At 57.7% G+C, this 26,647-nt stretch carries 19 protein-coding genes; 13 read left to right on the top strand and 6 right to left on the bottom strand.

Features of this window, described 5'->3' with window-relative positions; translation table 11 throughout:
* Positions 1-34: 34 nt before the first annotated feature.
* Together purN and purM are read right to left on the bottom strand one after the other, a co-directional pair.
* Positions 35-658: a phosphoribosylglycinamide formyltransferase gene (gene purN / locus ASN_RS01015; protein ID WP_058986954.1), complete on the bottom strand. Its 624-nt coding sequence runs from the start codon at positions 656-658 to the stop codon at positions 35-37.
* Positions 655-1,740, bottom strand: coding sequence for a phosphoribosylformylglycinamidine cyclo-ligase (gene purM / locus ASN_RS01010; protein ID WP_058986953.1), 1,086 nt, complete (start codon positions 1,738-1,740; stop codon positions 655-657). Before purM ends, purN begins: the two co-directional genes overlap by 4 nt.
* 201 nt (positions 1,741-1,941) lie before the next feature.
* Between purM and ASN_RS01005 the strand changes: the two genes are divergently transcribed.
* From ASN_RS01005 to ASN_RS00965, 9 genes are all read left to right on the top strand, one after another.
* Positions 1,942-2,706, top strand: a complete 765-nt coding sequence (locus ASN_RS01005; protein WP_058989033.1) for a P-loop NTPase family protein — start codon at positions 1,942-1,944, stop codon at positions 2,704-2,706.
* A gap of 152 nt (positions 2,707-2,858) precedes the next feature.
* Positions 2,859-4,949, top strand: a complete 2,091-nt coding sequence (locus ASN_RS01000; protein ID WP_058986952.1) for a S46 family peptidase — start codon at positions 2,859-2,861, stop codon at positions 4,947-4,949.
* 175 nt (positions 4,950-5,124) lie between these two features.
* A complete protein-coding gene (locus ASN_RS00995; protein ID WP_099048271.1) occupies positions 5,125-7,461 on the top strand; it encodes an RNA degradosome polyphosphate kinase in 2,337 nt (778 codons plus the stop codon).
* A 65-nt stretch (positions 7,462-7,526) separates the two neighbouring features.
* On the top strand, positions 7,527-9,020 hold the full coding sequence (locus tag ASN_RS00990) for a Ppx/GppA family phosphatase (RefSeq protein ID WP_006557249.1): 1,494 nt from the start codon (positions 7,527-7,529) through the stop codon (positions 9,018-9,020).
* 398 nt (positions 9,021-9,418) lie between these two features.
* Positions 9,419-11,755: an adenylate/guanylate cyclase domain-containing protein gene (locus ASN_RS00985; RefSeq protein WP_058986951.1), complete on the top strand. Its 2,337-nt coding sequence runs from the start codon at positions 9,419-9,421 to the stop codon at positions 11,753-11,755.
* The gene (locus ASN_RS00980; protein ID WP_058986950.1) at positions 11,752-12,645 is read left to right on the top strand and encodes an MlaE family ABC transporter permease; all 894 of its coding nucleotides are present in this window, start codon (positions 11,752-11,754) and stop codon (positions 12,643-12,645) included. The genes ASN_RS00985 and ASN_RS00980 overlap by 4 nt, the downstream gene beginning before the upstream one ends.
* A 2-nt stretch (positions 12,646-12,647) precedes the next feature.
* A complete protein-coding gene (locus ASN_RS00975; RefSeq protein WP_006557254.1) occupies positions 12,648-13,349 on the top strand; it encodes a P-loop NTPase family protein in 702 nt (233 codons plus the stop codon).
* Positions 13,349-14,299, top strand: coding sequence for an MlaD family protein (locus ASN_RS00970; protein WP_006557255.1), 951 nt, complete (start codon positions 13,349-13,351; stop codon positions 14,297-14,299). Before ASN_RS00975 ends, ASN_RS00970 begins: the two co-directional genes overlap by 1 nt.
* Positions 14,296-15,222, top strand: a complete 927-nt coding sequence (locus ASN_RS00965) for an outer membrane protein assembly factor BamD (protein ID WP_058986949.1) — start codon at positions 14,296-14,298, stop codon at positions 15,220-15,222. The genes ASN_RS00970 and ASN_RS00965 overlap by 4 nt, the downstream gene beginning before the upstream one ends.
* A 443-nt stretch (positions 15,223-15,665) precedes the next feature.
* Here the strand turns inward: ASN_RS00965 and guaD are convergent, their stop codons facing one another.
* Entirely contained in the window at positions 15,666-17,000 is a 1,335-nt protein-coding gene (gene guaD, locus ASN_RS00960) for a guanine deaminase (RefSeq protein WP_058986948.1), read from the bottom strand.
* Between the two features lie 173 nt (positions 17,001-17,173).
* Here guaD and ASN_RS00955 point away from each other — a divergent pair, with 173 nt between their 5' ends.
* Complete coding sequence (locus ASN_RS00955; protein WP_006557260.1) at positions 17,174-18,187, top strand: ion channel; 1,014 nt, start codon at positions 17,174-17,176, stop codon at positions 18,185-18,187.
* 386 nt (positions 18,188-18,573) lie between these two features.
* Positions 18,574-18,921 carry a type II and III secretion system protein family protein gene (locus tag ASN_RS00950; RefSeq protein WP_157765070.1) on the top strand — a complete coding sequence of 116 codons (348 nt, stop codon included), beginning with the start codon at positions 18,574-18,576 and terminating at the stop codon, positions 18,919-18,921.
* A gap of 50 nt (positions 18,922-18,971) precedes the next feature.
* Here the strand turns inward: ASN_RS00950 and ASN_RS00945 are convergent, their stop codons facing one another.
* Together ASN_RS00945 and ASN_RS00940 are read right to left on the bottom strand one after the other, a co-directional pair.
* Entirely contained in the window at positions 18,972-21,149 is a 2,178-nt protein-coding gene (locus ASN_RS00945) for an FUSC family protein (RefSeq protein ID WP_330937346.1), read from the bottom strand.
* Positions 21,150-21,750: 601 nt separating this feature from the next.
* On the bottom strand, positions 21,751-23,931 hold the full coding sequence (locus tag ASN_RS00940) for an FUSC family protein (protein WP_058986945.1): 2,181 nt from the start codon (positions 23,929-23,931) through the stop codon (positions 21,751-21,753).
* 256 nt (positions 23,932-24,187) lie between these two features.
* Between ASN_RS00940 and ASN_RS00935 the strand changes: the two genes are divergently transcribed.
* Both ASN_RS00935 and ASN_RS00930 read left to right on the top strand, forming a co-directional pair.
* Positions 24,188-24,562: a YidB family protein gene (locus tag ASN_RS00935; protein ID WP_058986944.1), complete on the top strand. Its 375-nt coding sequence runs from the start codon at positions 24,188-24,190 to the stop codon at positions 24,560-24,562.
* Between the two features lie 287 nt (positions 24,563-24,849).
* On the top strand, positions 24,850-25,377 hold the full coding sequence (locus tag ASN_RS00930; RefSeq protein ID WP_035377612.1) for a hypothetical protein: 528 nt from the start codon (positions 24,850-24,852) through the stop codon (positions 25,375-25,377).
* A gap of 538 nt (positions 25,378-25,915) precedes the next feature.
* On the opposite strand, the gene ccmI is transcribed toward ASN_RS00930, so the two are convergent.
* Positions 25,916-26,647: a c-type cytochrome biogenesis protein CcmI gene (ccmI, locus tag ASN_RS00925; protein WP_058986943.1), complete on the bottom strand. Its 732-nt coding sequence runs from the start codon at positions 26,645-26,647 to the stop codon at positions 25,916-25,918.

Here is a 26,647-nt window from a genome sequence, read left to right as displayed (position 1 = left end):
TCTGGCTAAAACGTAAAAGGAAGCGCGCTGAGGCTCAGGCCACCAGCAGCACGCTCTGGGCTTGGCAGGAAGGCGCGCCTTTGTCCAGAAAGCGGCGCAGGGCAAGCGGATAAAGCTGGTGTTCTTCGTGCAGAACACGAGCCGCCAGATCATCCGGCATATCGCCGGGGAGCACAGGAACGGCGGCCTGCCCCAGAATGGGCCCTTCATCCATGCCTTCCGTTACCAGATGCACGGTGCACCCATGAATGCGCACTCCGGCTTCCAAAGCCCGTTCATGCGTGTGCAGGCCGGGGAAGGAGGGGAGCAGGCTGGGGTGAATGTTCAGCATCCTGCCTGCCCATGCGGTGGTCAGAAACGGCGTTAGCAGGCGCATGTAACCGGCAAGGCACACGGCTTGCGCACCAGATTCTTCAAGGCAGGCATGAATGGCCTGCTCATGGGCTGCGCGGTCTTTCCCGAAGGGACGGTGATCTATGGCTTTGGCAGGAAGGCCAGCCTTACGCGCCACGTCCAGACCCGGAGCCTGCGGGTTGTTGCTGAGAACAAGACAGATACGGGCTGGAAAATCTGGCGCTTCACAGGCGTGGATCAGGGCAGTGGCATTGCTGCCCCGGCCGCTTAAAAGCAGGGCGACCGGTGTTTTTTCAACACTCATGCTGCGTGAAAATCCGGACAGGCCTTCATGCGCAGGCCAGCTTTGGCTGTGCTCTCTGCTGCTTTGGCAATATGGCCGATCAGCGTTGCGGTTTCACCCATGTCTTTCAGGCTGGCCAGAACCTCATCAGGCTTGGGGGTTACCAGCACCATGCCAACGCCGCAGTTGAAGACGCGCAGCATTTCATCATTGGCGACATTGCCGGTGCGGGCCAGCCAGTTGAACACGGGGGGAACCGGCCATGTGGCATCAATCACGGCATCAAGCCCGTCTGGCAGGATGCGGGGCAGGTTGCCGGGCAGGCCGCCACCAGTAATGTGGGCGGCTGCATGCAGCAGGCCCGCACGATGCAGGGCCAGAACCGGCTGTACGTAAAGGCGTGTAGGCACCAGCAGGGCTTCACCCAAATTATGGCCCAGTGCAAAGGCGGCGGGGTCTGTCCATGCCAGATGGGCATCGGCCACAATGCGGCGCACCAGAGAAAAACCGTTGGAATGCACGCCGGAGGATGGCAGGGCGATCAGCGCATCCCCTTCGGCAATGGCGCCGGGTAGCAGGGCGTTCCGTTCAGCCGCCCCAACCGAGAACCCGGCCAGATCATAATGCCCGTCTGCATACATGCCGGGCATTTCGGCGGTTTCACCACCCACCAGCGCGCAGCCTGACTGCTCACATCCCTGCGCGATGCCACGCACAACCTTGGCTGCGTTTTCTACAGACAGACGCCCCGTAGCGAAGTAGTCCAGAAAGAAAAGTGGCTCCGCGCCCTGCACAATCAGGTCATTCACGCACATGGCCACCAGATCAATGCCCACGGTTTCGTGCAGGCCGGTATCAATGGCCAGGGTCAGTTTGGTGCCCACGCCATCGGTGCAGGAAACAAGCACGGGGTCCTTGAACCCGGCGGCTTTCAGATCAAACAGCGCGCCAAAACCGCCTAGTCCCCCCATGGTGCCGGGGCGGTCTGTTGCTTTGGCAGCCGGGCGGATGGCGTCAATCAAAGCTTCGCCTGCTTCAATATCCACGCCAGAGTCACGGTATGTCAGGGGAGAAGGCGGGGTGTTGGCAGAATTGGACGTCATGCGGGCGCTCTTGGTCTGAATAAGGGGTCGATGCAACAGGCAGGGTAGGGTAGCTTCCCTGCGGACAGTCTTTACGGCAGGTGAAGCGACACGCAAAGCGGCATGAAACGGATTGTAGGAACAAAAGCGGCGTCAGACGCCCCCAATGGCCCGGAAAGGGAGGTGGATGCCCCCGTGCAGCCCGGTGCGGGGGCCAAAGATATGGCAGGCGTGCCACCAGCGCAGTCTTCCGCACCGGGTGCGGAAAGCAGGCGGGAGCGTGCGCGCGCCGAGCAGATTGCCCTGCCGTTTGCCTATCGCCCCCGATTCGGTAGGTCCGATTTTGTTGCGGCCCGTTCCAATGCGGCTGCGCGGGCGTGGGTGCTGGATGCTGAAGCCCTGTGGCGCTGGCCGGAGGGACGCATGGCGCTATGGGGAGCAAGCGGCACCGGCAAGACACACCTGTTATCCGTTTGGGCGGCACGGCATGGTGCGCCGGTTATTGAAGGCAGCCGCCTGAATGAGCGGGATGTAGCTGATCTGTTCAGCGAGGGCGGATTTCGGGCGCTTGCGCTGGATAATGCAGACCACGTGCGGGATGAGCATGATCTGCTGCATCTGATCAATCTTGTGCGGGAGCAACGCATGGCGTTGCTGTTGGCCGCACGTTTGCCCCCCGCCCGCTGGGCAATCAGGTTGCCTGACCTTGCCAGCCGTGTGCGGGCAACGGCTTCCGTGCCGATCGGGCAGGCGGAAGAAGAATTGCTGCATCGTCTGTTTCTGCGCCTGTTGGCGGAGCGGCAGATTGTCGTGGCGCAACCCGTTACGGAGTGGCTGTTGCGGCGCTTACCCCGCAATGCCCGTGCTATCAGGGATATGGCCGCGCTTCTGGATCAGGCAGCGTTGGCCTCGGGTGGTAAAGTGACCCGCGCACTGGCTGGTTCCGTGCTGGAAACCCTGCTTCAACAGGAAACAGACCGGGACTGAGCGCCTGGTCTGGCAGCATGGGCTGCATTTGATGCGCTACAAAACATGCGCCTGCAAACTGCATGACAGGCTTGCTCTGAGGGAGCGACTGAGCCAAAGTCGGCTCACCGAATGTTATGGTGTAACATTATTGCAGAAAGAGTAATTGAAACATGGCAAAATTTTTGAGGCACGCACTTGTGCCCATGGCGCTGCTGGCCTGTGCGCCTGCCATAGTGCCCTACGCCCATGCTGATGAAGGCATGTGGACAATGGATAACCTGCCGGTAAAGCAGATGCAGGACCGGTATCACTTCACGCCATCCAAAGAGTGGATTGATCGTGTCACCAAGGCGTCTGCCCGGCTGGCGCTTGGTTGTTCGGCTTCTTTTGTTTCAGCAGATGGGCTGGTGATGACCAACCATCACTGCGCGAATGAATGTTTGCAGCAACTATCTGACAAGACCCACAACTACTTTCAGGACGGCTACAGCGCCAAAAATCCGGCGGCTGAACAGCGCTGCCCGGCGATGGAGCTCAACCAGCTTGATTCCATCACGGATGTGACGGACCGCATGCAGGCAGCCCTCAAGGGCAAGGAAGGCGAGGCCTACACCAAGGCGCGTCAGGCAGAAGAAAGCGCCATTGAGAAAGAGTGCGCCGGTGCGGACGCCAAGACGTGGCGATGCGATGTGATCAGCTTGTATCATGGTGGGCGCACAGCGCTGTATCGCTATCGGCGGTATCAGGATGTGCGCATGGTCATGGCGCCAGATCAGAACACGGCCTTCTTTGGTGGGGACCCGGATAATTTCAACTTCCCGCGCTATGACCTCGATATGGCGTTCCTGCGGGTTTATGAAAACGGCAAGCCCGCCAAGGTTGCGGCCTATCTGCCGTTTGATGCCGAAGGCCCCAAGGATGGAGAACTTGTGTTCACATCCGGCAACCCCGGTTCCACCGAGCGCGAAGTGCCACTGGCAGATCTGGAATTTTCCAGAAACGTGACAGTGCCTTTTGTTATTGACAATTACTCCGCACTGGATGGCGCTTTGTGGCAGTACAGCCGCGAAAGTGTTGCGCACCATCAGGAAGCGCAGGAACGTATTTTCGGGATTGAAAACAGCCTGAAAGTGTATCGTGGGCGCGTGCCGGTGCTGGCCGACCCCAAACTGCTGGACGCCAAAGCCAAAAGCGAAGCCAGTTTGCGTGACTGGATCAACGCGGATGAGGGGCGCAAGAAAACCTATGGGGACCCATGGGCCAAAAACGCACAGGCTCTGGCCGTCAAACAGCAGATTTTCAAGCCGTACATCATGCTGGAAGGCTCTTTCGGCCTTCAGGGAGATCTGTTCTCCTACGCTAAGCTGCTGGTGCGTGGCGCATATGAACGCCAGAAGCCCGATGCCGAGCGCCTGACCGCGTTCCATGATGGCCGTCTGCCTGCGCTGGAAGCAGAACTGGGGTCCATCGCTCCGGTCTATCCTGACCTTGAAAAAACGGAGCTGGCATTCTCGCTCACCAAGCTGCGGCAGGTGCTGGGCGCGGATGATGAAAGCGTCAAACAGGTGCTGGGCAAGGCGGCTCCGGATGATCTGGCGGTCTCTTTGGTCAATGGCAGCAAGCTGGCAGACCCCAAAGTGCGTCTGGCGCTTTGGAAAGGAGGCGCAAAGGCCATTGAGGCCTCTCAGGACCCCATGATCGTGCTGGCCCGCAAGATCGAGCCGCAGGCCCGTGCGCTGCGTAAGCGCATGGATGACGAGGTGGCAGCGCCATCCCGTCAGGCAACGGAAGCCATGGCCAAAGCCCGTTTTGCGCGTGATGGTGTTTCGTCCTACCCGGATGCCACTTTTACGCAGCGCCTGTCCTTCGGGCAGGTCAAGGGCTGGGATGAAAACGGCAAACAGGTTGCGCCGTTCACCACCTTCGCGGGCTTGTATGACCGCGCCACCGGGTCTGATCCGTTCAAGCTGAGCAAGCCGTGGCTGGACGCCAAGGGACGGGTGAACCTCAACACACCGTTCGATTTTGTCTCCACCAACGATATTATTGGCGGGAACTCAGGCTCTCCGGTGATTGATGCGCAGGGTCATGCCGTTGGCCTGATCTTTGATGGCAATATTCATTCGCTGGGCGGGGATTTCTATTATGATGAAAGCACCAACCGCGCCGTGGCCGTGGACAGTGCTGCCATTCTGGAATCGCTGAAGTCTGTTTATAAAAATCAGGCGCTGGCGGATGAACTGGTTAAAGGGCACCTGTAAGCTGTTCTTTCTTCCAGCTTTTATCTGCCCCTCAACAGCAGGCCCGCCGGGGAAATCCGGCGGGCCTGTTCCGTTTTGTGATGGGTGCTGCTGACACAAAACCGTAACATATCGGGCGCTTTTCCTGTGCAAATGCTTTGCAGTATGCTTTGCTTGGGCAAAAGAAACGGGCTGAATGAGCGTCATTCGGCCACCGGAATGTGACAGTGGCGAGGGAGAAATATTTGTGACGGCACAGGGGAAGCAGCGACCAAAATCCACCGGTGCCACGCGGCCTGCCCGCAGGCGGCGCGCCACACAAACCACACCCCGCGCCCCGCGCGCACCCCGCAAAAAAAATGTTCCCCCACCAATTACTCTGGAAACCCCGCAACGGTTCATCAACCGTGAGCTTTCCTGGCTGGATTTCAATCAGCGCGTGGTGGAAGAAGCTGATAACGCCCGCAATCCCCTGCTGGAGCGCCTGCGGTTTCTGTCCATCAGCGCCAGCAATCTGGATGAATTCTATTCCGTGCGCGTGGCCGGTCTGGTCGGTCAGGTGCGTGAAGGGCTTGTTGCACTTTCCCCGGACGGCCTGACACCCGTTGAGCAGCTTGAAGCTGTGCGGGAACGCTGCGCTGCCCTGCTGCGGGAACAGCAGCGTATCTGGACAGAACTGCGTGGCCTGCTGAATGAAGCCGGCGTCGTGCTGTGTGAGCCGGATGATTTGTCCGCCGCAGACCGTTCATGGCTTGAAACCTGCTTCATGGACCGTGTTTTCCCGGTTCTGACCCCTCTGGCGGTGGACCCGGCGCATCCATTGCCCTTTATCCCCAACATGGGGCTGGCGCTTGGCCTGCGCCTGCTTTCGGCCGAGAACGGCGCGTTCGCCATGAACGCTCTTATTCTGCTGCCCGCACAGGTTGAACGCTTTATCCGCCTCCCCACTGAGCCAGGTGAGGCTACCGGCACCCGTGTTGTGCGGTTTATCCGTCTGGAAGACCTGATCACCCTCTGCATGGACAAACTTTTCCCCGGCCTGGCGGTGGGGGAAAGCGGCATGCTGCGCGTGGTGCGTGATACCGACGTTGAGTTTGAAGATGAGGCCGAAGACCTTGTCCGCTCATATGAAAGTGCGCTCAAGCGGCGCCGTCGCGGCGTGGTCATTCATCTGGATATGGAAAAACGGGTGCCAGCAGAATTGGCGGAGGCCATAGCCTCCGGCCTTGATCTGCCATCCGAGGAAATAGCCGTCCATTCCGGCATGATCGGCGTGGTGGATCTGAAGCAGATGATTGTGGATGACCGCCCCGATCTGCTGTTTACCCCCTACACACCGCGCTTTCCTGAACGGATACTCGATTTTAATGGCGACTGCTTTGCCGCCATCCGCGCCAAGGATCTGCTGGTGCATCATCCGTTCGAGAGCTTTGACGTGGTGGTGCAGTTCCTGCGTCAGGCAGCGCTTGACCCGAACGTGATTGCCATCAAGCAGACCCTGTATCGGACATCGCGCGACTCTCCCATTGTCAAAGCGCTGATCGAGGCCGCCGAGGCCGGAAAATCTGTTACAGCCATGGTGGAGCTACGGGCGCGCTTTGATGAGGAAGCCAATATCCGGCTGGCCCGTGCGCTGGAAGCTGCCGGAGTGCAGGTTGTGTTCGGGTTTGCTGACCTGAAAACCCATGCGAAGCTCAGTCTTGTTGTGCGTAGGGAAGGCGGACAGGTTCGGTCTTACGCGCATTTTGGCACCGGTAACTATCATCCCATTACCGCCAAAATTTATACTGATCTGTCGTTCTTTACCTGCAAGCCGGAACTGGCGCGGGATTCCGCCCGCCTGTTCAACTATGTGACCGGCTATGCCCTGCCTGCGGAAATGGAAGCAATTTCCTTTTCCCCCATCACCATCCGCCGTACGCTGGTGGAACTGATTGAGGAAGAGATTGCCCATGTCAAAGCGGGCAGACCCGGCACCATCTGGCTGAAAATGAACTCGCTGGTGGACCCGGCGTTGATTGACCATCTGTATCGGGCGTCCTGCGCCGGGGTGAAAATCATAGGGGTCATTCGCGGGATCTGTTGTCTGCGGCCGGGCGTGCCCGGTCTTTCAGAAAACATCCGGATCAAATCCATTGTCGGGCGTTTTCTGGAACATTCCCGTATTTTTGCTTTTGGTAATGGCCATCGTCTGCCATCTCGTTACGCCAAGGTTTATCTGTCCTCAGCCGACTGGATGACACGCAACATGGACTGGCGTGTGGAAAGCATGGTGCCGGTCACCAATCCAACCGTGCATGCGCAGATGGTGGGACAGATCATGGTGTCCAACCTCAAGGACAATCTTCAGTCCTGGATTCTGGAACAGAATGGCGTGTGGCGCAGGCTGACACCTGGTGCGCGCCCGTTCTCCGCGCATGAGTGGTTCATGACGCATCCGTCCCTTTCCGGCAGGGGGTCTGCTGCGCATGAAGCACCCATCCGTACACCGGCGTCTCTTCCGTCTTCAAAGGATCTGATGTTTGATGAGTGAACAGGCCGCCTCAGCCAGCGTGACCGGGGTTTTCCCGGCGCGCGTTCCAGAGTAATAACGCCAGCATGCAAACTGATACGCCGCGCCGTTCGGCCGTTGTCGATCTTGGGTCCAATTCGGTGCGCCTCGTTGTGTTCGAGGGCGTTTCCCGTAACCCTGTTCCTATTTTCAATGAAAAAGCGGTGCTGCGCCTTGGGCGTGGCCTTACAGCCACCGGCCGCCTGAATGAGGAAGGGGTGAGCATGGCCATGGAGGTGCTGGACCGCTTCCATGCCATTGCCCGCGCCATGAATGCGGAACCGTTTGAAATTCTGGCGACAGCCGCCGTGCGGGATGCCGCAAATGGTCCGGATTTTGTGGCTGCACTCCGTGCCAACATGCCCGACGTGCCTATTCGTATTCTGTCCGGTGAGGAAGAGGCCGATCACTCCGCCATTGGCGTGATGTGCGGTATTCCCGGTGCGAGTGGTCTGGTGGCTGATGTTGGGGGCGGTTCTCTTGAACTTATCCGCATCACCAGCGATGGCCGTCATGATGCCAACACCCTGCCGCTTGGCGTGATCCGTCTGAGCGATCGGGCCAAGGGTGATCTCAATACCGCCAAGGCGTTGGCGGATGCGGATATCGGGGCGGTAAGCTGGCTCCCTACCGTCAAGGGCGGAACGCTGTATCTGGTGGGGGGCGCTTTCCGTGCGCTCGCCCGGCTGCACATTGCCCGCATGAACTACCCCCTCAACATTGTTCATTACTATACGCTGGGCTTGGAAGAAGCGCGGGAAATGACCGGCTGGCTGCTGCATGCGCCACGCCGCAGTCTGGAACGCCTGCCGGGGGCACCCAAAAAGCGGCTGGATGATATTCCCTTTGCCGCAACCGTTCTGCGTCGGCTTTTGCGCAAGGTTCAGCCTGACCGGGTTGTGTTCTGCGTAGATGGCCTGCGTGAAGGGTGGTACATGCTGAATGTAGCCCCTGATTGCCTGACGCAGGACCCCATGACCGTGGTGGCGCAGGATATGTGTGCCCGGCTGGGCCGAAGCATCAAACTGCCTGATGTTTTGATGCGGTGGACCAACGCCCTTTTTGCTGACGAGACACAACGCCAGACCCATTTACGCCGGATTGCCTGCTGGCTTTCTGATGTAGGAAGCCATGATCACCCGGAATATCGGGCCGAGCAGACGTATTGGCGTATTCTTCGCCTGCAAGGGGTTGGGTTTGACCATGAAGCCCGCGCCTGGCTCTCTCTGGCGCTGGCTGTTCGGTATGCGGCTGATCTGGACGCGGAGTTTCTCTCCACCTCCCGCACATTGCTGGATGAAAAACAGTGGAAGAAAGCTGTGGTTCTGGGGCTGGCGCTACGGCTGGCTTACTCTGTTTCCGGCGGGACGGCAGCGCTGCTTGAAGGAACTGCTCTGACATGGGACCGCAAGGATCTGATGTTGAGCCTTGGCGCTGCATGTGTTGCTGTGCGGGGGGAAAGCGTGGGTCGGGGGCTGAATCGCCTCGGGCAGGCGCTGGATGTCTCTGTTCGGCTGGATGCGGAACCCGACAAAAAGTGATCTCTGGCGTTATCGGCTAGAGGTAGACGCAGCGGACCTGACGATTTCTCCCTCAGTGCCTGCCGGAAAAACGGGCAGGTACTGAGTGGACAGGCGGGCGGACAAACGCCGTTTTGTTCCGTCTTCCTGTTTTTTCCATGAAAAACTGAGGATGGGGTGAAGCCCTCAAGCAGCAGGCCTCTCAATGGAAAGGCCGCCTGCGCAATAACGGCGCACGCAGGTAAGCAATGCGTGGAATGGGAGGGCCACCCGCTTTAGGGTGGACAAGCCAGTGACTTCTGGGCACCCTGTAATTCTTACGCCTGCTCCGGCATCTGTCTGATTTTCAGGCAGGAATTGGGTCAACACCCTGCGGGAAAAGGGGATCAGTGGCCAGTTAAGTCAGTGGAAAATATCACGTGTCTTCTGATGAGATAGTCGATCCAACTCTCCAGCACGATGTGTCCGTGCGGCGTGTGCTGCTGCATCTGGTCCTGCCTTTGCTGGCGCTTGTTCTGGGTATTGTGGCCGTTATCGTAATCGGCCTGCATTCCTATCGTACCACGCGGGCGGGCGTGGAATCTCTCACGCATGATCTGCTGGGAGCAGTGCAACATTACATTGCGCAGGAAGTATCCGATTACATCATGCCGGCCTCGGCTGGGAATGTGATTGCCAGCGGCATGATCGAACACGTGCCGCCCGCAGTGCAGGACAAGGTGTTCTATTCCTATGGTGGGGCCATGTTGCGCAGCGTGCCGCAGCTTCAGTCCTTTTACCTGGCCGATGATAGCGGGCGCTTTACCCTGATTACCCGCCACGGCAAGGATGGGAAGGAGCAGGAACGCACCACCTTGCAGGTGAAGGATGGGCATCAGGTTTTCCATCATGACTATTACACCATTGATGGCACCAAGACGGGTGAAGCTGATGATGATGCCAAGGATTATGATCCGCGCAAACGGGCCTGGTATCAGAACACAAATGGCACCAACCAGATAAAATGGACGCAGCCTTATCTGTTTCCCACAGATAAGCAGTTTGTCATGACCAGTTCCCTGCGATTCAAGGGGCAGGATGGGCACACACTGGTTTTTGCGACCAATATCTCGTTGAACGAACTCAGCGCGTTTCTTGACAACATCAAGGTGGGCAAAAGCGGCAACGCCATTGTGCTTGATAGCAAGGGCCGTGTCATGGCTGGGCGAAACCTGATGCAGCTTGCCGAAGCGGCCGGGTGGGACCCCAACAAGATGGTACTGGACCCCAAAACGCACCCCGTCTTCGCCCGTGGGTATGATCATTACCGGGTGCGTGGATTTGGCCCCCGGACCTTTACCCTGAACAAGAAACGCTATGTGACCATTGCCTCGCCGTTGCCGGGGTCTTCTGAAGGCTGGATCCTGTTGCTGTCCGCGCCGGAGAGTGATTTTGCGAGCTTTGCCAAACAGAGCAGCCAGCAAAGTCTCCAGTTTGCGGGCGTGATTATTACGTTTTCCCTGATATTGGCCGGGTTGCTGATCCGTCAGGTCAGGCGGTCTGAACGGAACGCACGTCTTCTTGCACGCCAGAAAGCTCAGGTGACGCACGAAACAGGTGCCGTGCAGCAGGTGGCGTCCACGCCGCGTTTGTTTGACCCGACCAATGATTCCCTCGTGCTGACAGAGCAGTTGGCCTACGTTACCCACGCTCGTCGCGCGAGTATCTGGCGCTTCCTGCATGATGGGTCCGCCATGGTCTGCAATGATTCGTATGATGAAAAGCAGGATGCCCATTCTGGCGGGTTTGAAATGTCGCGGTCTGAACTGGATGCGTTTTTCAAGGCGGTGGAAGAAGGCGAGCCCTTTACGGTTGCAGATGCAGCGGTTGACGAACGCACCACGCAATTTGAACGGCTGGTCATGCGTGAGGCCGGAACCCGCATGCTCTCCGTCTACCCCATTCATGAAGCCGGGGGCGTAGCGGGTGCCGTGGTGCTGGAAGATGCGAACATGGCCCCGCATCTGGTGTATTTTGTCGATCTCATTGCGGCTATTGCTGGCATGCGGTTGGCTGCGGCAGCGCAGAATACGCCGGAAATTGATCACCCGAGCGAGGCCGGAGCGGACCACAGCACTCAGGCCGTGCAACAGGCATCCTCTCTGCCGACAACGCAGTTTGACAACATGCTGATGCGTGCGCCGGAAGTGGCTGCGGTTACAACATCCGGCATCTATCCTGCCGTGGCTGTTCTGGTCATCACGTTCTCTGACCCCGTGGTGGACGGAGAATCAGAAACGCAGGCTCTGCTGGCGCTCATCAATCAGCTTGCTTCCGATGTGCAGCGCATTGCGCAGGACAGAAAACTGTTCGCGGTGGAAGTGGCCGGGCACCGCCTGATCTGCATGGCGGGCTGCTCAACCGAGGAAGACGCTACGGCTATTATCCGGATGGCTGATGCCGCGCTGACCATGCGTGAAACGCTGATGGCAGCCCTTGCTGCAGCAGATCTGGAGCCCGTGTTCACCATGGGGCTGGACTACGGGGCCGCCTTTGGTGGGCCGGTTGGCGCAGACCCGCAGGTGTTCAACCTGTGGGGGCAGACTGTTTCTCTGGCCGAACTCATGGCGCAGGGTGCATCGGATGCGGGCACTATTCAGGTAACCGAACGTGTCTATGCGGCCCTGCGTGACCGTTACCTGTTCCGAAGCCGCGGAACATTTTTCGCGCCTCATCTTGGTCTGGGGCAGGCCTATGTTCTGGCAGCCCGCCGATGAGTGAGGACAACATTGCCCCACGCGAAGGCGGAGGAGACCGGGACCCCATTCTGGAAGGGGATGTCACCCCGCACCGTCAGCGCAGACCTTTTGTGCTGCACGAATGGATCAGGGAAAAACTGGCGTGGCTTGGGCACATCACGCGGCATCAGGCACGTTTTTTCCTCATCATGCTCGGAGCATCATGGGGCGTTATTTATGAAAGCTTCCGCTCCCACTCATGGCGCAGAACCGTCTGCTACGAGTTTGGTGTAACGCTGAACAGCGTAATCGGCGGCGGTCTGATTGCCACCCTGTTTGCGGGCACACTTACGGGCGTGGCGGCTGTTTCCCAAACCATATACTGGCTGGGGCTTGCGGGCCTTGCCAAAATGACAGGCTCCATTCTTGTCAACGTGGTCATTCGGGAAATTGCCCCCATTCTGGTGGGTATTCTTCTGCTGGGCCGTAACGGCATGTTGTCCGTGACAGAATTGGGGCTGCTGACAACCGGCGGCCAGATCCGGTCCATGCAGGCGCAGGGGCTGGACCCGTTTCTGCTGCTGGTCATGCCGCGCACACTGGCATTTACGGTCGGCGGCTTTACGCTGGGCATTCTGTTCTCGTTCGCAGCGCTGCTGACCGGTTACATCATCAGCCGTATTTCCGGGGTGATCACCAATCCGGTCTGGACGTTCTTTTATGATGTGGTGGTGGCCATGTCCTCCACAGATTATCTGGTCATTCCGCTCAAATTCATCACGGTCGGGTTTGTGGTGGGGCTGGGGGGCTGTCTGACAGGCCTGACTGCTACCAATGAGGACAATCTGCGCACGCTTCTGCCGCGTGGCTTCTCCCGCGGGATGCTGATTGTGATGGCTGTCAGCGTTCTGTTCAGTCTGGATCTGTAAAGATGGAGACACGCACCGTTGGCCCGCTGTTGGAACTGAACAAGGCCGTTCCTTCCTTTGATGAAAGCGGCCTTCCGCCCGTGCCGTTCAGCATGCGGCTGATGCCGGGGGAATGCGTGGTGGTTGAAGCACGAGACCCGGAAAACGCAATCCAGTTTGCAGATATGTGTTCCGGGCTTGTGCCGCTTGATGATGGCAGCGTGAAATTCATGGGGCTGGATTGGGCAGAACTGCATGACAGGGAGGTCAATGCCCTGCGTGGGCGTATTGGCCGCATTACGCGCAGGCCAAGCTGGCCCACGTTTCTGGGCACACATCTGGCCATCACGTTGCAGCAGTTGCATCATACCAACCGCCCGATGGATGATGTGGTGGCCGAGGCAACCCGCCTGAGCGAACAGTTTGGCCTGCCGGGCCTGCCGGTGCTCCGGCCAGCCCTGCTGTCTCCGGCTGATCTGGTGCGGGCGGAATGCGTTAGGGCTTTTATGGGACGCCCCCGTTTACTGCTTCTGGAAGACCCGCTGGAAGCAAGTCCCGTGGAACTGGAAAATGCGTTTCTGAGCGCGTTGACAGATGCGCGGGATAAGGGGGCAGGTGTGATCTGGCTGGTACGCAATAATGCCATATGGCAGGGCTACCGGCAGGGTGTAACCAGTATGTGGCGTCTTGCCGATGACGGGCTTGTAGCAGTACGGACGGGGTAATGTTCCAGATCCGCTTACGACAGAAAGTAAAACCGCTGATCTCTCTCCGCTATGCGGATGAGTGGGTGGGCTTCCTTGTGCTTCTCAGCGTGGTGCTGTTTGCCGGTGCTGTGGTGGAGGCAGGCGTGTTGCGAGACTGGCTGACGCCGCCCGCCACCTTGCGGGTGACATTGCCAGCAGGCGGGGTAGGGGGCCTGACAGTGGGGGGCGATGTGCAGCTTCTGGGCGCGCATGCGGGCACGATCCGTTCCGTCAAGCTGAACCCTTCGGGCGACATGTATGCCATTGTTGATCTGGACCCTCAGGCCAAACCGTTCATTCGGCGGGATAGCACGGCGGTTATCCGCAAGCAGTTTATTGTGACAGGGGCCGCCTATCTGGAACTGAACAAAGGGCATGGGGACCCCATGGACTGGAGTTACGCTGTGATCAGCGCCACCCCAGCCCCCAACCCGGCAGATATGATTACCGCCACCCTGAACGATATTCAGGCCCAGATCATGCCTGCCATTGCCAGCGCCCGCCACATGATGGCGCAGCTTGATGCCACCATTACAGACATGCATGCGGGCAAAGGCACCGTCGGGCAGTTGATGACCAATGATGAACTGATCCGTCAGGCGCAGGCGGCTGCAGTTTCGCTCAACACGGTTATTGACCGGCTGAAACCCATTGAAAAACAGATTTCGGGTGTGATGAACAAGACGGATGCCACTATGGGCAATCTGCGCTCGGCATCGCAGGATCTGAAAGGCGCCACGCCGCATCTGCCGGCCATTGCGGGCAATGTGGAGGCCAGCACGGCAGATCTGCCCGCTCTGCTGGCGCAGGCGCAAACCACTCTGTATGGGCTTGAAAAGCTGACTGACCAGTTACGTGGCATGTGGCTGCTGGGTGGCTCGAAGGTTCAGAAAAAGACGCGTCTCGCACCGCGGCAGGTGCGGCCATGAAGCGCCTGCATGCCGTGATGCTGCTTGGCCCGCTGCTTCTTTCGGGTTGCGGCGGCACCAAGGAAGCGCCCTCCGCTCGAGACGATGCCCAGTGGGATCAGGCCATGACAGCGGGACAGGATTCCTTTGATCTGGGCCGCTATAGCGTTGCCATTACCCAGTATCGGAAAGCGGCTGATCTGGCCCTGATGCGCGATGATGGAAAAGCAGCGGCCGAGGCAGGCTACAATCTGGCAGTTGCCCAGCTTGCGGCTGACCAGCCAGCGGATGCGGTGCGCACGGTCCAGGCCGCGCGGCAGGCTGCGCGTGTTCGCGGTGAGGGGATGCACGCCGCGTTTGATCTGGTGGAGGCTGCGGCTGATTATCGGCTGAAGCAGTATCCACAATCTGTTGCGCTGGCGGAGCAGGCCATGGGCGCGTCAGAGACAGCGCTCGCCAGTCGGGCGGCTTTTGTGGCTGGCCTCTCGGCTTCGGAGGGGGGAGATAGTGCGGCCCTTCAGAAGGCGAACGCGTATCTGCAAGGCATGAAGCCACCGCTTTCGCGCTCCATGCAGGCGGACAAGGCCGAGATTGCGGCGCGGGTTCTTCTGGCGTCTGACCCCACACAGGCAGCACAGCTTGCACAGAATGCTGCTGACTTGCGGCGGGACGATGCCTCTTATCGGGATATGTCGCGCGCGTTGGCATTGGCTGCCACGGCAACAGACCGTGCCGGAGATCATCAGAAAGCGGCAACGCTCTGGGCTCGTGCAGCACAGAGTGCGGCCATTCAGGCAAACGCGGCAGGAAAAGTGGATGCCGCCACGGTGGCGCATGGTGCTCTGGCCAAAGGCGGCACCCGCACGGCAGAAACTGACGCCGAACAATGGGCGCGTCTGGCTGGCGGTATCTCCCTGCATCCGTTTGAGACTGACACCAAGTAAGAAAAGACGCTCTGCCTTCAGCTTCGGAGGGGCGCGGGAAAACGCGCCATCCCGTGGCAAATGTGCCTGTTCGGAATTGCTGGAAAGACTATTCGGCTCAGCAACTCATGCTGTGCGCGCCTGCAAAATGTTGGAGAGGTGTTTCAAAAGGCGCATCGGATTGCCCGGATGTGCCTTTTGATAGATGTGTTCAGGCAGGAAATGGCCTGCGCTTTCAAAGCAGCACTCTGTTGATGCGTTAAGAAGCCTTGCTCACAGGAAGGACTGTGCCGGAGCACGGTGAAACTCCCTGCTGTCCCTGGCCGGGAACGACAGGGACAGGATGGCTGCCAGCACTTTTCATGCAGGAAGGCTCTTTTTTGAAACAGGCTTGAAATCATTCACTGTTTCATACCTTTTTCTGCGGGGCGCTGAAAGCCTTGGCCTGAGGCAGGTGTAACCCTTTATGCCTCTGATGAAGGACGTTGATGCACGCACTGGCCATTCACCCATGTGGCATCCACACAGCGGTCGTCCCCCAGTGTCATCAAGACAAACAGCATATCCGCGACAGTCTTGCTTTCACGCGTGCGGAGAGCCAGCAGCGGTGTGGCCTGTGGGTCAAGCACACAGAGGTCAGCCTCCATACCGGGGGCGATGGTGCCAATCAGGTCTTCAAGATGCAGGGCTTCTGCCCCTCCTCGGGTGGCCAGCCAGAAGGCCTGAATGGCGTGGAGCCGTTGAGGCGAGGCCATGAGAGAGACCTTGTAGGCTTCCCCCATGGTGGCCAGAAGGGAGAGGCTGGTGCCTGCGCCTACGTCTGTTCCCAACCCGACATGCACAGGGCGGTTGGTGGCTTTTGCGTCGAACAGTCGGAACAGGCCACTTCCCAGAAAAAAGTTGGATGTCGGGCAATGGGCCAGTGCGCATCCTGTATCATGGCAGTGCTGGAAATCATGCTCATGCAGATGAATGCCGTGGCCAAAGATGGCGCGCGGGCCAACCAGTCCAGCTTTGTCATAAACATCCAGATAGGAGGCGCTGTTGGGGAAGAGGCGCGCAACGGTGGCGATCTCTTCCCGGTTTTCGGAAAGATGGGTCTGCATGAACAGATCATCCTGACTGCGGTAGAGGTCTCCGGCCAGTTCAAGCTGTTCAGGCGTACTGGTAATGGCAAAACGGGGTGTTACGGCGTAAAGCTGCCGCCCTTTGCCATGCCAGCGCTCAATCAGGCTGCGGGACTGCTCATACCCGGTGCGGGCTGTATCACGCAGGGTATCGGGCGCATTGCGGTCCATCAGCACTTTGCCTGCAATCATACGCGTGCCAATCCGTGCAGATTCTTCAAAGAATGCGTCAACGGATTCTGGGTGCACCGTGCAATACACAGCGGCGGTGGTTGTGCCGTTGCGCAGCAGTTCGGTCAGGAAGGATTTGGCAACAGCCTGTGCCACATCCTTGTCTGAAAACTTGGCTTCTGCCGGAAAAACATACTGTTGCAGCCAGGCCAGCAGTTCTTCCCCCCAGGATGCGATAACGGGCAGTTGGGGGTAATGAACGTGGCTGTCAATAAACCCGGCGCTGATCAATTTGTTGGGGTAATGCGTGACGGAAACGCCTTCCGGCAGGAAAGCGCGTGTCTGCGTATAAGGCCCAGAATGCGTGATCTTGCCATCCGTGATCAGGATCAGGCCGTCTTCTTCCACATGAAGCGCGTCTTCCGGCGCTGTCAGGAAAGGGTTGGCGCGAAACGTGACAACGCACCCGCGCAACGCGGCATGACGGGAAGAGGCAGGCATACAGGCTCCTGAGATATCAAGAATGGCAAGGTGTGATCTCGCCCTTGTTACGCGGGTTTTCGCAACGGTTCCATGCGTAAATGGCCGGAGCGCCGCAAAAGCTGCGGGTGTATCACCGTGCGAGCGCGTAGCCATGGCGAGAACATGGCGGCTCTGGCACAGGAAGAGCAGACATGAAAAGCTTATGGCAGCGGTTGAAAGAAAAACGCGAGGCAAAGCAGCGAGATCGCTACACCAAACTGGATGAACTTCCCCCCACCGGGGCAGGTGCGCGGAATGGTGAGAAGAAAATTCATTTCACAACCAACGAGGCAGTACGCCGCTTCCGCGCTCATGCTTTGGTTGAAGAAAAAAGTCACCGCGATGTGGTGCGGGTGGGGCTGCGCGATAGTGTCTGGACAGACCTTTACCATCACGCGCTTACCGCAAGCTGGCCTGCTTTTGCTTATACGGCCGTTATTTCCTATTTCCTGATCAATCTGTTTTTTGCCGTTCTGTACTGGTTTGCGCCAGATCAGGTGACAGGGGACGGACAGCATACCCTGCTTTCTCTGTTTTTCTTTAGCGTGCAGACGTTGTCCACCGTGGGGTATGGGGGCATGGCCCCGGTTGGTCTGTATGCCAATACAGTTGTTTCGTTTGAAGTGCTGGTAGGTATGATGATCAACGCGCTGGCAACGGGGGTTGTGTTTGCCCGTTTTGCCCGGCCGCGCGCACGGATCATGTTCAGCAACACGGCGGTTATCAGTAACGAGAACGGCGTTCCGGCCCTGTGCATCCGGATTGCCAACTTGCGGATCAGCGTGATTTTATCTGTTGATGTTGAGGTTGCGCTCTCGCGCCTTGTTGTGAGTGAAAATGGCCATCTGGTGCGCCGGTTTGATCAGCTTCTGCTGGTGCAGTCCCATGTGCCCGTTTTACGTTTTGCCTTTGTAATGGCGCATGTCATTGGGCCGGATAGCCCCTTGCATGGCAAAACAGTTGCCGAGCTTGAGCATGAAGAAGCCGAAATCATGGTGACAGTCACCGGGACAGATGAAGCGTTGGGGCAGACTGTTTTTGCCCGGACCGCTTACCGGTTTGATCGGGTGCGCCATAATCATCGGTTTGTGGATATTGTGGCATCCCGGCCTGATGGAAGAATTGCCGTGGATTACACCCGTTTTCACGATATTGAAGAACACTGATCTGCGGCTTTGCGTCAGTGCGGCAGGATGGTCTTGGAACAGTGTCATCTTCGGCTATACACGCTGAACGTGGGTTCGGTTTTTGTGGAAGCGGTTTTGATCGTTATCGTTCTGCTATCGCCGGCATGACGAACTGCTACGCTTGAAAGACTTAAAGACGGGGTTAACAACACAAGCACGGCAACGGGTTGTGTCTGCAACGCCCGTGCTGAGTGTTGTTATCCTCTTTGCGGCATTCGTTGCCGCAAGGAATACACGTTTTTAGTTTGAAGATTTTTGTCAGCCTCACACTTTATATGAAGGGTAGTATTTTTTTCTGTTTGACATCGTCTCTCTTCGAAATTTATCTATTTATTACGTTATTTTAGTAAAAGGGATGAAGTGATTTGATCTATCGATTTGCGCCTTCAATCCGGCACCTCGGCATGATCGTTTTTGTGGGGGCAATGCTTCCGTCTATAGCGCTCGCTGATATCTCAAAGCCAACGGTTTCAAAAGTGGGCGATATGACAGTCGAGGATAGCACGCTTACGCTTGTTCCCGGAGGCTCTCAGATCGTTGAATTGCCTGAGAACGTGAAGTCTGCGTCCGCTTTACCGGGAGTTGTCTTAATCAATATTACGTCTCCCCGTGTTGCAGAAATCATTGCCCAAAAACCGGGGCGAGTGGACGTTATCTTTAATGGAAAAACGAAGATTGTGCGCCTGCACGTGACTGTCGCTGCCCCCAAATAGGGGCTTCTCACAGATCATTTTCTTGAGTTGATCTTCATAATTCCTGATGCTTAAGGTGCCTTCACGCCGGAAGGCACATGAAAGCGCCTTGTGGTATCCAGAAAAACAGCATTTTGAGCCAGTTCCTTGCGCATGACTTCCAGACTGCTGACAGCGCGGGTGAGTTCAAGATGAGTGGAAAGATTTTTCTCTTTCAGTGTAGCGGCCAGAAGTTTTTCCAAAGCATCTGATGCTGTTTGCGCAGGCGTTAGCGAATACCCACGCAGATGCGCAATGGCGTGCAGAACAGTGCGCAATGTTTGGGCCAGTTCTGGTGGCAGATCCCTGTAAGCCAGAACATGGTGCAGCCGCAGGATCAGTAACCCCACGGACATCAGGCCCATTGCGCCTGCCAGATAGGCTTCCGTTACGGCATCTGGTTTTGAACCTGCATGGCGGATGATCTGCGCCAGTCTTCCCCCAGAGCGGGCTATCCAGTCAGATGTGGAAAAAGCGGTGTCAGATGCGGCAAGAGCACGAAGGTCTCTGACCAGCTTGCGCCGAATACGCCACCGTTCGGCCGCGGCATCAAAAGGAAGCACCAGCCTGAACGCCCAGACACCCAGCCCAATGCCAAACACGACGGCGGGTGTTGTGTTGAACCACATCATCTCATCCATGCGTGTGTGGTTTGCAGGGCCGACCATAAAAGGCAGAAAATTGTTATAGGCCGCAGCTGTGCCTGTGGCGTTTGGTGCACGAAGCGCCAAACCACCAACCAGCATGGGGAAAAACAGGGAGGCCAGTAAGGTTTCATTGCTCGCCTGTTCCGGCAAAATCAGAAAGACCAGAAAGAAGGAGACAATAGCAGCCCATACAGCTCCCCTCAGAAAACCACCCGATGCCTGAACAGGATTTTCAAAAGAAGAAAAACGGGTGCTGGTAACGGCCACAAACATGGCGACGGTTGAGCCCTCCGGCCAGGCCGTAACTTCCCATAGCAAGCCGCCCATGCAGATGGCTGCTGCCGAGCGCAGGCCGTTGTTCAGGGCAAGTGTGAAATCTTTTTCGGGATGGCGATCAAACCGGAAATGATCTTTGGGAATGGGGTCTTGCGTTGCAATGAAATGAGCAAGCGCAATATCCAGTTCCAGAAGCAGTTTAGCCAATGCGGCTTCCAGAATGCGGCTTTCAAGCAGGTCGCGCATGGCCTGCGTTGGCTGCTCTGACTGAAGTCTTAGCTGCTCAAACGCGATCAGATCATCTACGGAGCGTTGCAGGCAGTCTGTGCGGTAACGGGTGAACTCCCGCCGGATGGCGATGGCGGCGGCAACCGGGTTGTCACTCTTGATCTCGTTGGGAACCTGACTGAGTAGCAGTGACAGTTTGCGAAGGATGCTTTGAAAAGACTCAGGCAGCGGGGCTGCGGCTTGCATGTGAATATGCAAGGTGAGCCCGCGCGAGAGGAAAGTGGAAATGGCACCCAACGCAGCACGTGCATGATCCCCGGCATGGGAGTGCGGGCCCATTTCAATATCGCTGAACTCAATCTGGTCAGCCAGTGAGGGAATGCTTCCCATCAGGGCCTGTGAGCGGAAGAGTCCGTCCTGCTGGCCAAGCAGAAGGTCGGTCATGCTGCGGCAGGCGCCGCTTAATGCATCCTGAAGCCGCGAGCATATTTCCTGTTTCGCAACACGATCAAGCCGGGGGGCGAACAGCATGGCAAGCGCGCTCTCGCACAGAATACCCAGCGTGATGTAGGTGGTGCGGGAAAGGGCGATCATGAACACGTTGTCTGGCTGGTTGGCGGCACTCAGCACAATAATGGTGCAGGTAAAGGCTATCAGAACCAGAGCGTAAGAGCGGAAGTTGCGTAAAAACGTGGCGTAAGCGCAGCACAGCCCGGCCCCAAGTGCCAGAGAGGGAAACAACAGCCACGGACTTTGCGGAAAGGCGGCCAGAAAAGCCACACCCGCAACAGCCCCAATGCATGTGCCGGTAAGACGCCACTTTGCTTTTGAAAGACTTTGCCCGCGGGAGTTCTGCGCCACGATCCAGGCTGTCATGGGGGCCCATTGGGGGCTGTCCATTTCCATCCACAGGGCAATGGTCAGCGCCAGTAGCGCCGCGCATGTTGTTCTGATGGCAAACCCCAGATTACTGGGAGAAGGCGCAACAAGCCAGGCCAATGGCGCTGTTTCTGGCAGGCCTTTCAAGCCCTCGGTTGCTCTGATGATCCATGTCCGCAAACGCAGGGGCAGGTGCTCAGAGAAAGAAAATGCGTGCACGAACCAATCAGTCCTCCCTTTTGTTGTTATAACAGAAAAGTGAGGGCTGGGCGCATATTAAAATAGTTTTTCAAAAACGGGAGATTTTCTGAATCTAGAGCAGGAAGATGCGTGGTGCATGCTCCTTTCCTCCAGGGTCGATCCGCCCTTAGAGGATGGAGTGGTATGGATTGATGCAGCCCGAAAACGCTCTGGGTGCAATGCCATCTTTGGATGATCGACCTGCTGGAAGATCGTTTGAAAAAGGACTTTCCGCCGATGGATGAATGAGGGGTTACTATAAGGCAGCTTGAAGCCTCAGTAGTTGAGCGATGGCGAGAGAGTTTTGTGATTTAATAGGTAGAGATGAAGGCGCGAAGCCTTCTGGCTCCAAAAGCTGCCAAGCAATAAGCCACAAAAAGACCCGCTAAAGTGAGTTGAGAGACTATTCAAACAACTTCAAAGCCTGAAAAGGCGAATTTCAAAGTTGGATGCTCAGGCGTTGGGCCGGGCCATACGGCTTAACGCCGCCATAAGCAGGAATGTCTCTCAAATACGGGTGCCAGACGCTATGGGGTTACCCTTATACGGCGCGGTATGGCTTGGTGGCGTCCAGGAAGACGGCGTTGGCTTCCAGTTCGTGCGAGACCACAATCAGGTAGGCAATCGCGCGTGTCAGTTCGATGCGGGTTGTGATGTTGGGTTCTACCGCTTCAATACGCCGCAATGTCTGGGTGGCAATGCGTGCCGAGCGTGAGGTGCGGCCATATTTCCCCGTAAAGCGGCTCATGCGTTGCATCACGACTTCAATGGGTCTGCGGGCTGAGGGCGGAATCTGGTTCCGTTCAAGCAGAACGCGCAGCCGGATGATGTTCAGCCCTATGGTCATGGCGGCAAGGGTGCCTTGCAGGCAGCCTTCAATGGTCGGGCTGGGCGTGGGGCCAGCATGACGGATCAAACGGGCGAAACGGTCAATATTGCGACCAATCCAGTCCCGTGTCTGCGGCATGGGCTCGGCGGAGGCCAGTGTGCGAAGATCTCTAAGCAGCGTGCGGCGCATCCGCCACCGTTCTGCCGCGCTGTTAAAGGGCAGAATGGCGCGGAACACGATAACCGCAAACGCAACGCCCAGCAGCACGGCCGCCGTGGAGTTGAACCACGCAACCTCGTTCTGGCGGCCCTGATTGAGAGGGTGAACAAAGTTGGGAAGCAGAAGGGTATAAGCGGCAGAATGCAGCGCCGTGGCGGCATTTCGGGCTGCCAGCCCGCCTGCAATCATGGGCAGGGCGAGGGTTGCCACCAGCATTTCATAATCCGCCTGTGTGGGCAGGATCCAGAACACCAGAAAGAAGGAGACAAATGCCGCCCACAGGCCACCGACCATGAACTGGGTGGTGGCAACAACCGGGTTTTCACGTGTGGCGAACAGGCCGCAGACAATGGCGACAAACGTGATGAAGCCCAGGCCAGCAGGCCAGGCGGTAATTTCCCACACCAGCCCCGCTGCGGTAATGGCCACAGTGGCGCGAATACCATTATAGATGGCCTCGCGCTTATCAACGTGGGACTGAAGCCGGAAATGGAAATGGTCGCCGCGGATTACATGCTGGCTGGCATCATATTCCCGAATGGCCTGTTCCAGTTCGCCCAGAAGTTCATCCAGCGCGTTGTGCAGAATGCGGCCATCCAGCAGAACCTGAATTTTTTCAGCCGTGCGGTCCTCATAGGGCGTGCTGATTTCAGCCGTCAGGGCATCCACAATCTGCTGGCGGCACCCGGCCCGTAATAATTGCAGATCACGCAGCAGAGCCTGGGTGCTTTCATCCGTTTCAAGCCGTGGCGCCAGACCGTTCAGAAACGTGCTGACACGGGTCGCCGTTTCGCGAAAAGCAGCCTGATCCGTGTCCAGCCATTGCAGACGCACTGCCATCCCAAGACCGCGTGAAAGCAAGACGGAAACAGCGGCCAGCGCTGCGCGGGCGTGATCGCCCTCGTGGCCGTGGGGACCCATTTCCACTTCTGAAAATTCGATCTGGTCATTGATGGACAGCAGCGGGCCGAACATGGCGCGAGACTGCACCAATGCTTCATCATCACCAGACAACAGGCTTGCGACAGAGTTCGAGACGTTCCCCAGCGCGGTGCGTAGCTTGTCGCGGATGTTTTTCCGCGCGGTGGCGGCCAGATTGTGGGCGAACAACCCCGCGACGGCACTTTCACAGACAATACCCAGCACAATATATGTGGCGCGGGACATGGCCGTCATGAACACGTTGGCAGGGTTGGGAATGGCCCCAATGGCGATAATGGCGCAGGTATAACCGGCCAGAACCAGCGCGTAGGATCGGAAATTGCGGACAATGGTAGCCAGTGTACAGCAGACGCCCACCCATATGGCCAGGGCAGGGAAGAACAGCCATGCCTGCTGAATGAAGGCGGAAATCAGGGTGATGGACATCACCACCCCAATGGCAGTGCCAACCAGACGCCAACGCGCCTTGGAAAGACTTTCCCCGCGTGAACCCTGCGCCACAATCCAGACGGTCATGGCCGCCCATTGCGGATCATCCAACTCCATCCACAGGGCGATCACCAGCGCGATCAGTGCGGCGGCTGTGGTGCGAACGGCAAAACCAACGGCGGAAAGAGATGGCGCAAACAGCCATTGCAGGCGCGCCGCGCTCTGCTGCCCGGGCCGCCGAAGGGGGCGGAAATGGCGCAGGGGGCCAATGCGATCAAGAAGGAAGAGCGGAAGGCTTGGCAAAGCGGATACTTTACTGGCTACGGCTGGAAGGTGCGTGTCTGATAAGGAAAGTAGCGCGATTCCCGAAAATTTCCTTGTAGTGTCAGATGCATATCAGCCAACCGGCTTCCTACGGTCTGTCCAGAAGGGCATATTTATCGCGTTTATAGCTCTCGCATATGTCAGCTATTTGGTCCATGATGAAATGCGCTGGTAGTGCGTGTGTGCAATACTGGGCTTACGGGTGCAGCAAAACAGACGAGCGGAGAAAGTCTAGATGTCCGATTTCCTTTCTAACCTGGTTGGTAAGGTGGAAAGCGCACTGGGTGTAGATTTGCAGGGCGCATTACAGCAGCAGCTTCAGAAGTTGCTCCAGCCGGAAAACCTGCAGGCTATTCTGGCACAGGCTGATCAGGCCGGACTGGGAGACAAGGTGCGCTCCTGGGTTGGGCATGGAGAAAACCTGCCTGCCACCACGGATGAAATCCGTGAAATTCTTGGCAGCTCCGTTGTGCATGATCTGGTGGCGCGTACCGGCCTGCCTGCGGATACCGTGCTGACAACGCTCTCGCACTACCTGCCGGAAGCCGTTGATAAAACCACGCCCGCTGGCGAAGTGCCTGCCGCGGCACCTGCGCCCAAGGAAGCCTGATTGCTCTTCGCACAGGCCTGAGCCAAGGGCCGATTGATATTTAAGCGGCAAAGTGAGGGATGCGTCTCTTGCTGCGTCGCTTTTCTGCAGGAAGGCAGCTCTCGTGAAGAGGGCCGCACCGTCGTCTTCCGTGCTGATGATATGCCCTTTTATGTGGCCGGTTGAGGCAGTGCAGTATGCCGTGTCAGTCAGCGTAAGCGGCGGTAAAGAGAACGTCCGCAGAGTGCCTTGGCATACGGGGGAATTCAGCAGGTGCGTTTGTCTTCATATTCCGTTATGATGATGAGATGAACCTAGGCGAGCGTATTACCCGAGTGGATAGCTGGCTGCTGGATGATGTGTGCCAGCCTCTGGCTGACCGTCTGCCCGAGCGGCTTCCTGCTCTTGAAGTGGGCATGAGCTTTCAGTTGGGCTCCCTCCTGTTTTCGGCTGTTTCCATTATCGCGGTTTTTGTTCTTGGCGGCATGATGGATTTCACCAACATGGCCTTCAATGTGCTGGTGTGGTGCCTGTGTGTAACGTTCTTCATCGGGCTGAGCCGCATGCGCGTGCTGGTCAAGCCGGGGCGGCCTAATCCTTTCCGTTACATGTTGCAGGGGGTGCGGCTGGTTTCCATTCCGTTCACCCTGTATGTGCTGTATCAGGCATCCACGACACCGCCGCCTTTTCGCATCGCCATGTGGTTCAATGCGCTCTCCAATCTTGTGTTTGTTGTGGGGCTGTATTTCATTTCCTGTCAGCCACGACCGCCTAAGGCCCGTGCGCGGGAAGATATCTGGGCCCGAGCGCATCTGCGTGAGGTTGGCACAGGTTAGGGCGCAAAACACCGTTTTCATTCAAGGAAGGCCCACAGAGGTGCGGCTTTTTTTTGTGCCTGCTGACAGGCGCTTGATCAGGTGCGTCCAATGCCTGTGCGGTTTTCATGAAAAAAGGCTGTTTGAATGGTTTCCCATGTTGGGAGGGCTTTTTGTGGCGGGAACCTTTGGGTTTTTCGTCCCGATGGCAACCGTGCCAAGCTTTCACATTTGCCTTCTTAGTCTCAAAATTTTTTGCCACCTCTCAATGCCTTCTAACGTTTGGGAAGATCTCTAATGCAGGATCGTAAGAGGCAAAGTGCGTGGCGGAGAGGTGGGGCGGCCCAATCTGCTGGCAGAAAGCGCGCGTTGGCAACGGTGGGAAAGAAAACTGCTCTGACGCTGCTATGCCCTGCATAGAGACTTCCTTACCCGTGTTCGGGTACAGCGTCTTGGGCTGCTTTTCCGGGATGAGGGTTAGGCAAAGAAAAAGCCGGGATACCATAATGGTCCCGGCTTTTTGGTCTGCTGCTAGGGCTGTTCCGCTGTGGTGGGCGGCTCAGGGGTTATCCTGATCGTGCTCGCCTTGGGCAATGCGGGCCTGTGCGGCCCCACGCCATGGAGCATCCTTGGGGGCGGCGTCCAGTGCTTTGCGGAACAGGGCGAGAGCCTCTGGCGTTACGTGGCCGTTTGCGCGGGTAAGAGCTTCCCCGGTGCGGGCGGCAATTTCTGGGTCAAAGCTCAGATCGAGCGCATGCTGCCACGCCGCTGCGGCTTCTGCATAATGTTCGCGAGAGGCTTCAGCCTGCCCCAGAAGCAGGTAACCCTGCCGCAGATTGGGGTCGTCCGCTGGCAACTGTGCCAGTGTCTGCTTCAGTTTGTTCAGAATGGTGTCATTCTTGGTGTTCTGCTCATGCTGTGCCACCAGACGCGGGCCAAGAGGCTGGGCTGGTAGGGATGGCACACCGTTGGTCAGATAAAGCCCTACGGCCACCAGAGGAATAAGCCCGAGCGCGACCCAGACCAAAGTGGGAGAAATGGCGTCCGCTGCCTCTGCCGGTGCGGTATCCGCCACCAGAATGCGGCGCTGGATTTCCAGGCGGGCAATATCATGCTCGGCTGGGGCAATCAGGCCGATGGCAAGATCACGGTCAATTTCAGAAAGCTGGGCTTCGTGCAGGGCGAGGGCCGCGCTGCGTTCATCCCGCACCTGCCGGGTGCGCCGCCACAGCGGTATGGCCGCCGGGGCCAGAGCCAGCAGGCTTAACAGGGCAATGGAGAGCCAGATCAT

It is taken from the genome of Acetobacter senegalensis, assembly GCF_001499615.1.
Lineage (GTDB): Bacteria > Pseudomonadota > Alphaproteobacteria > Acetobacterales > Acetobacteraceae > Acetobacter > Acetobacter senegalensis.
The sequence above is the reverse complement of the archived record's forward strand: the minus strand, read 5'-3'. Positions and strand labels throughout refer to the sequence as shown.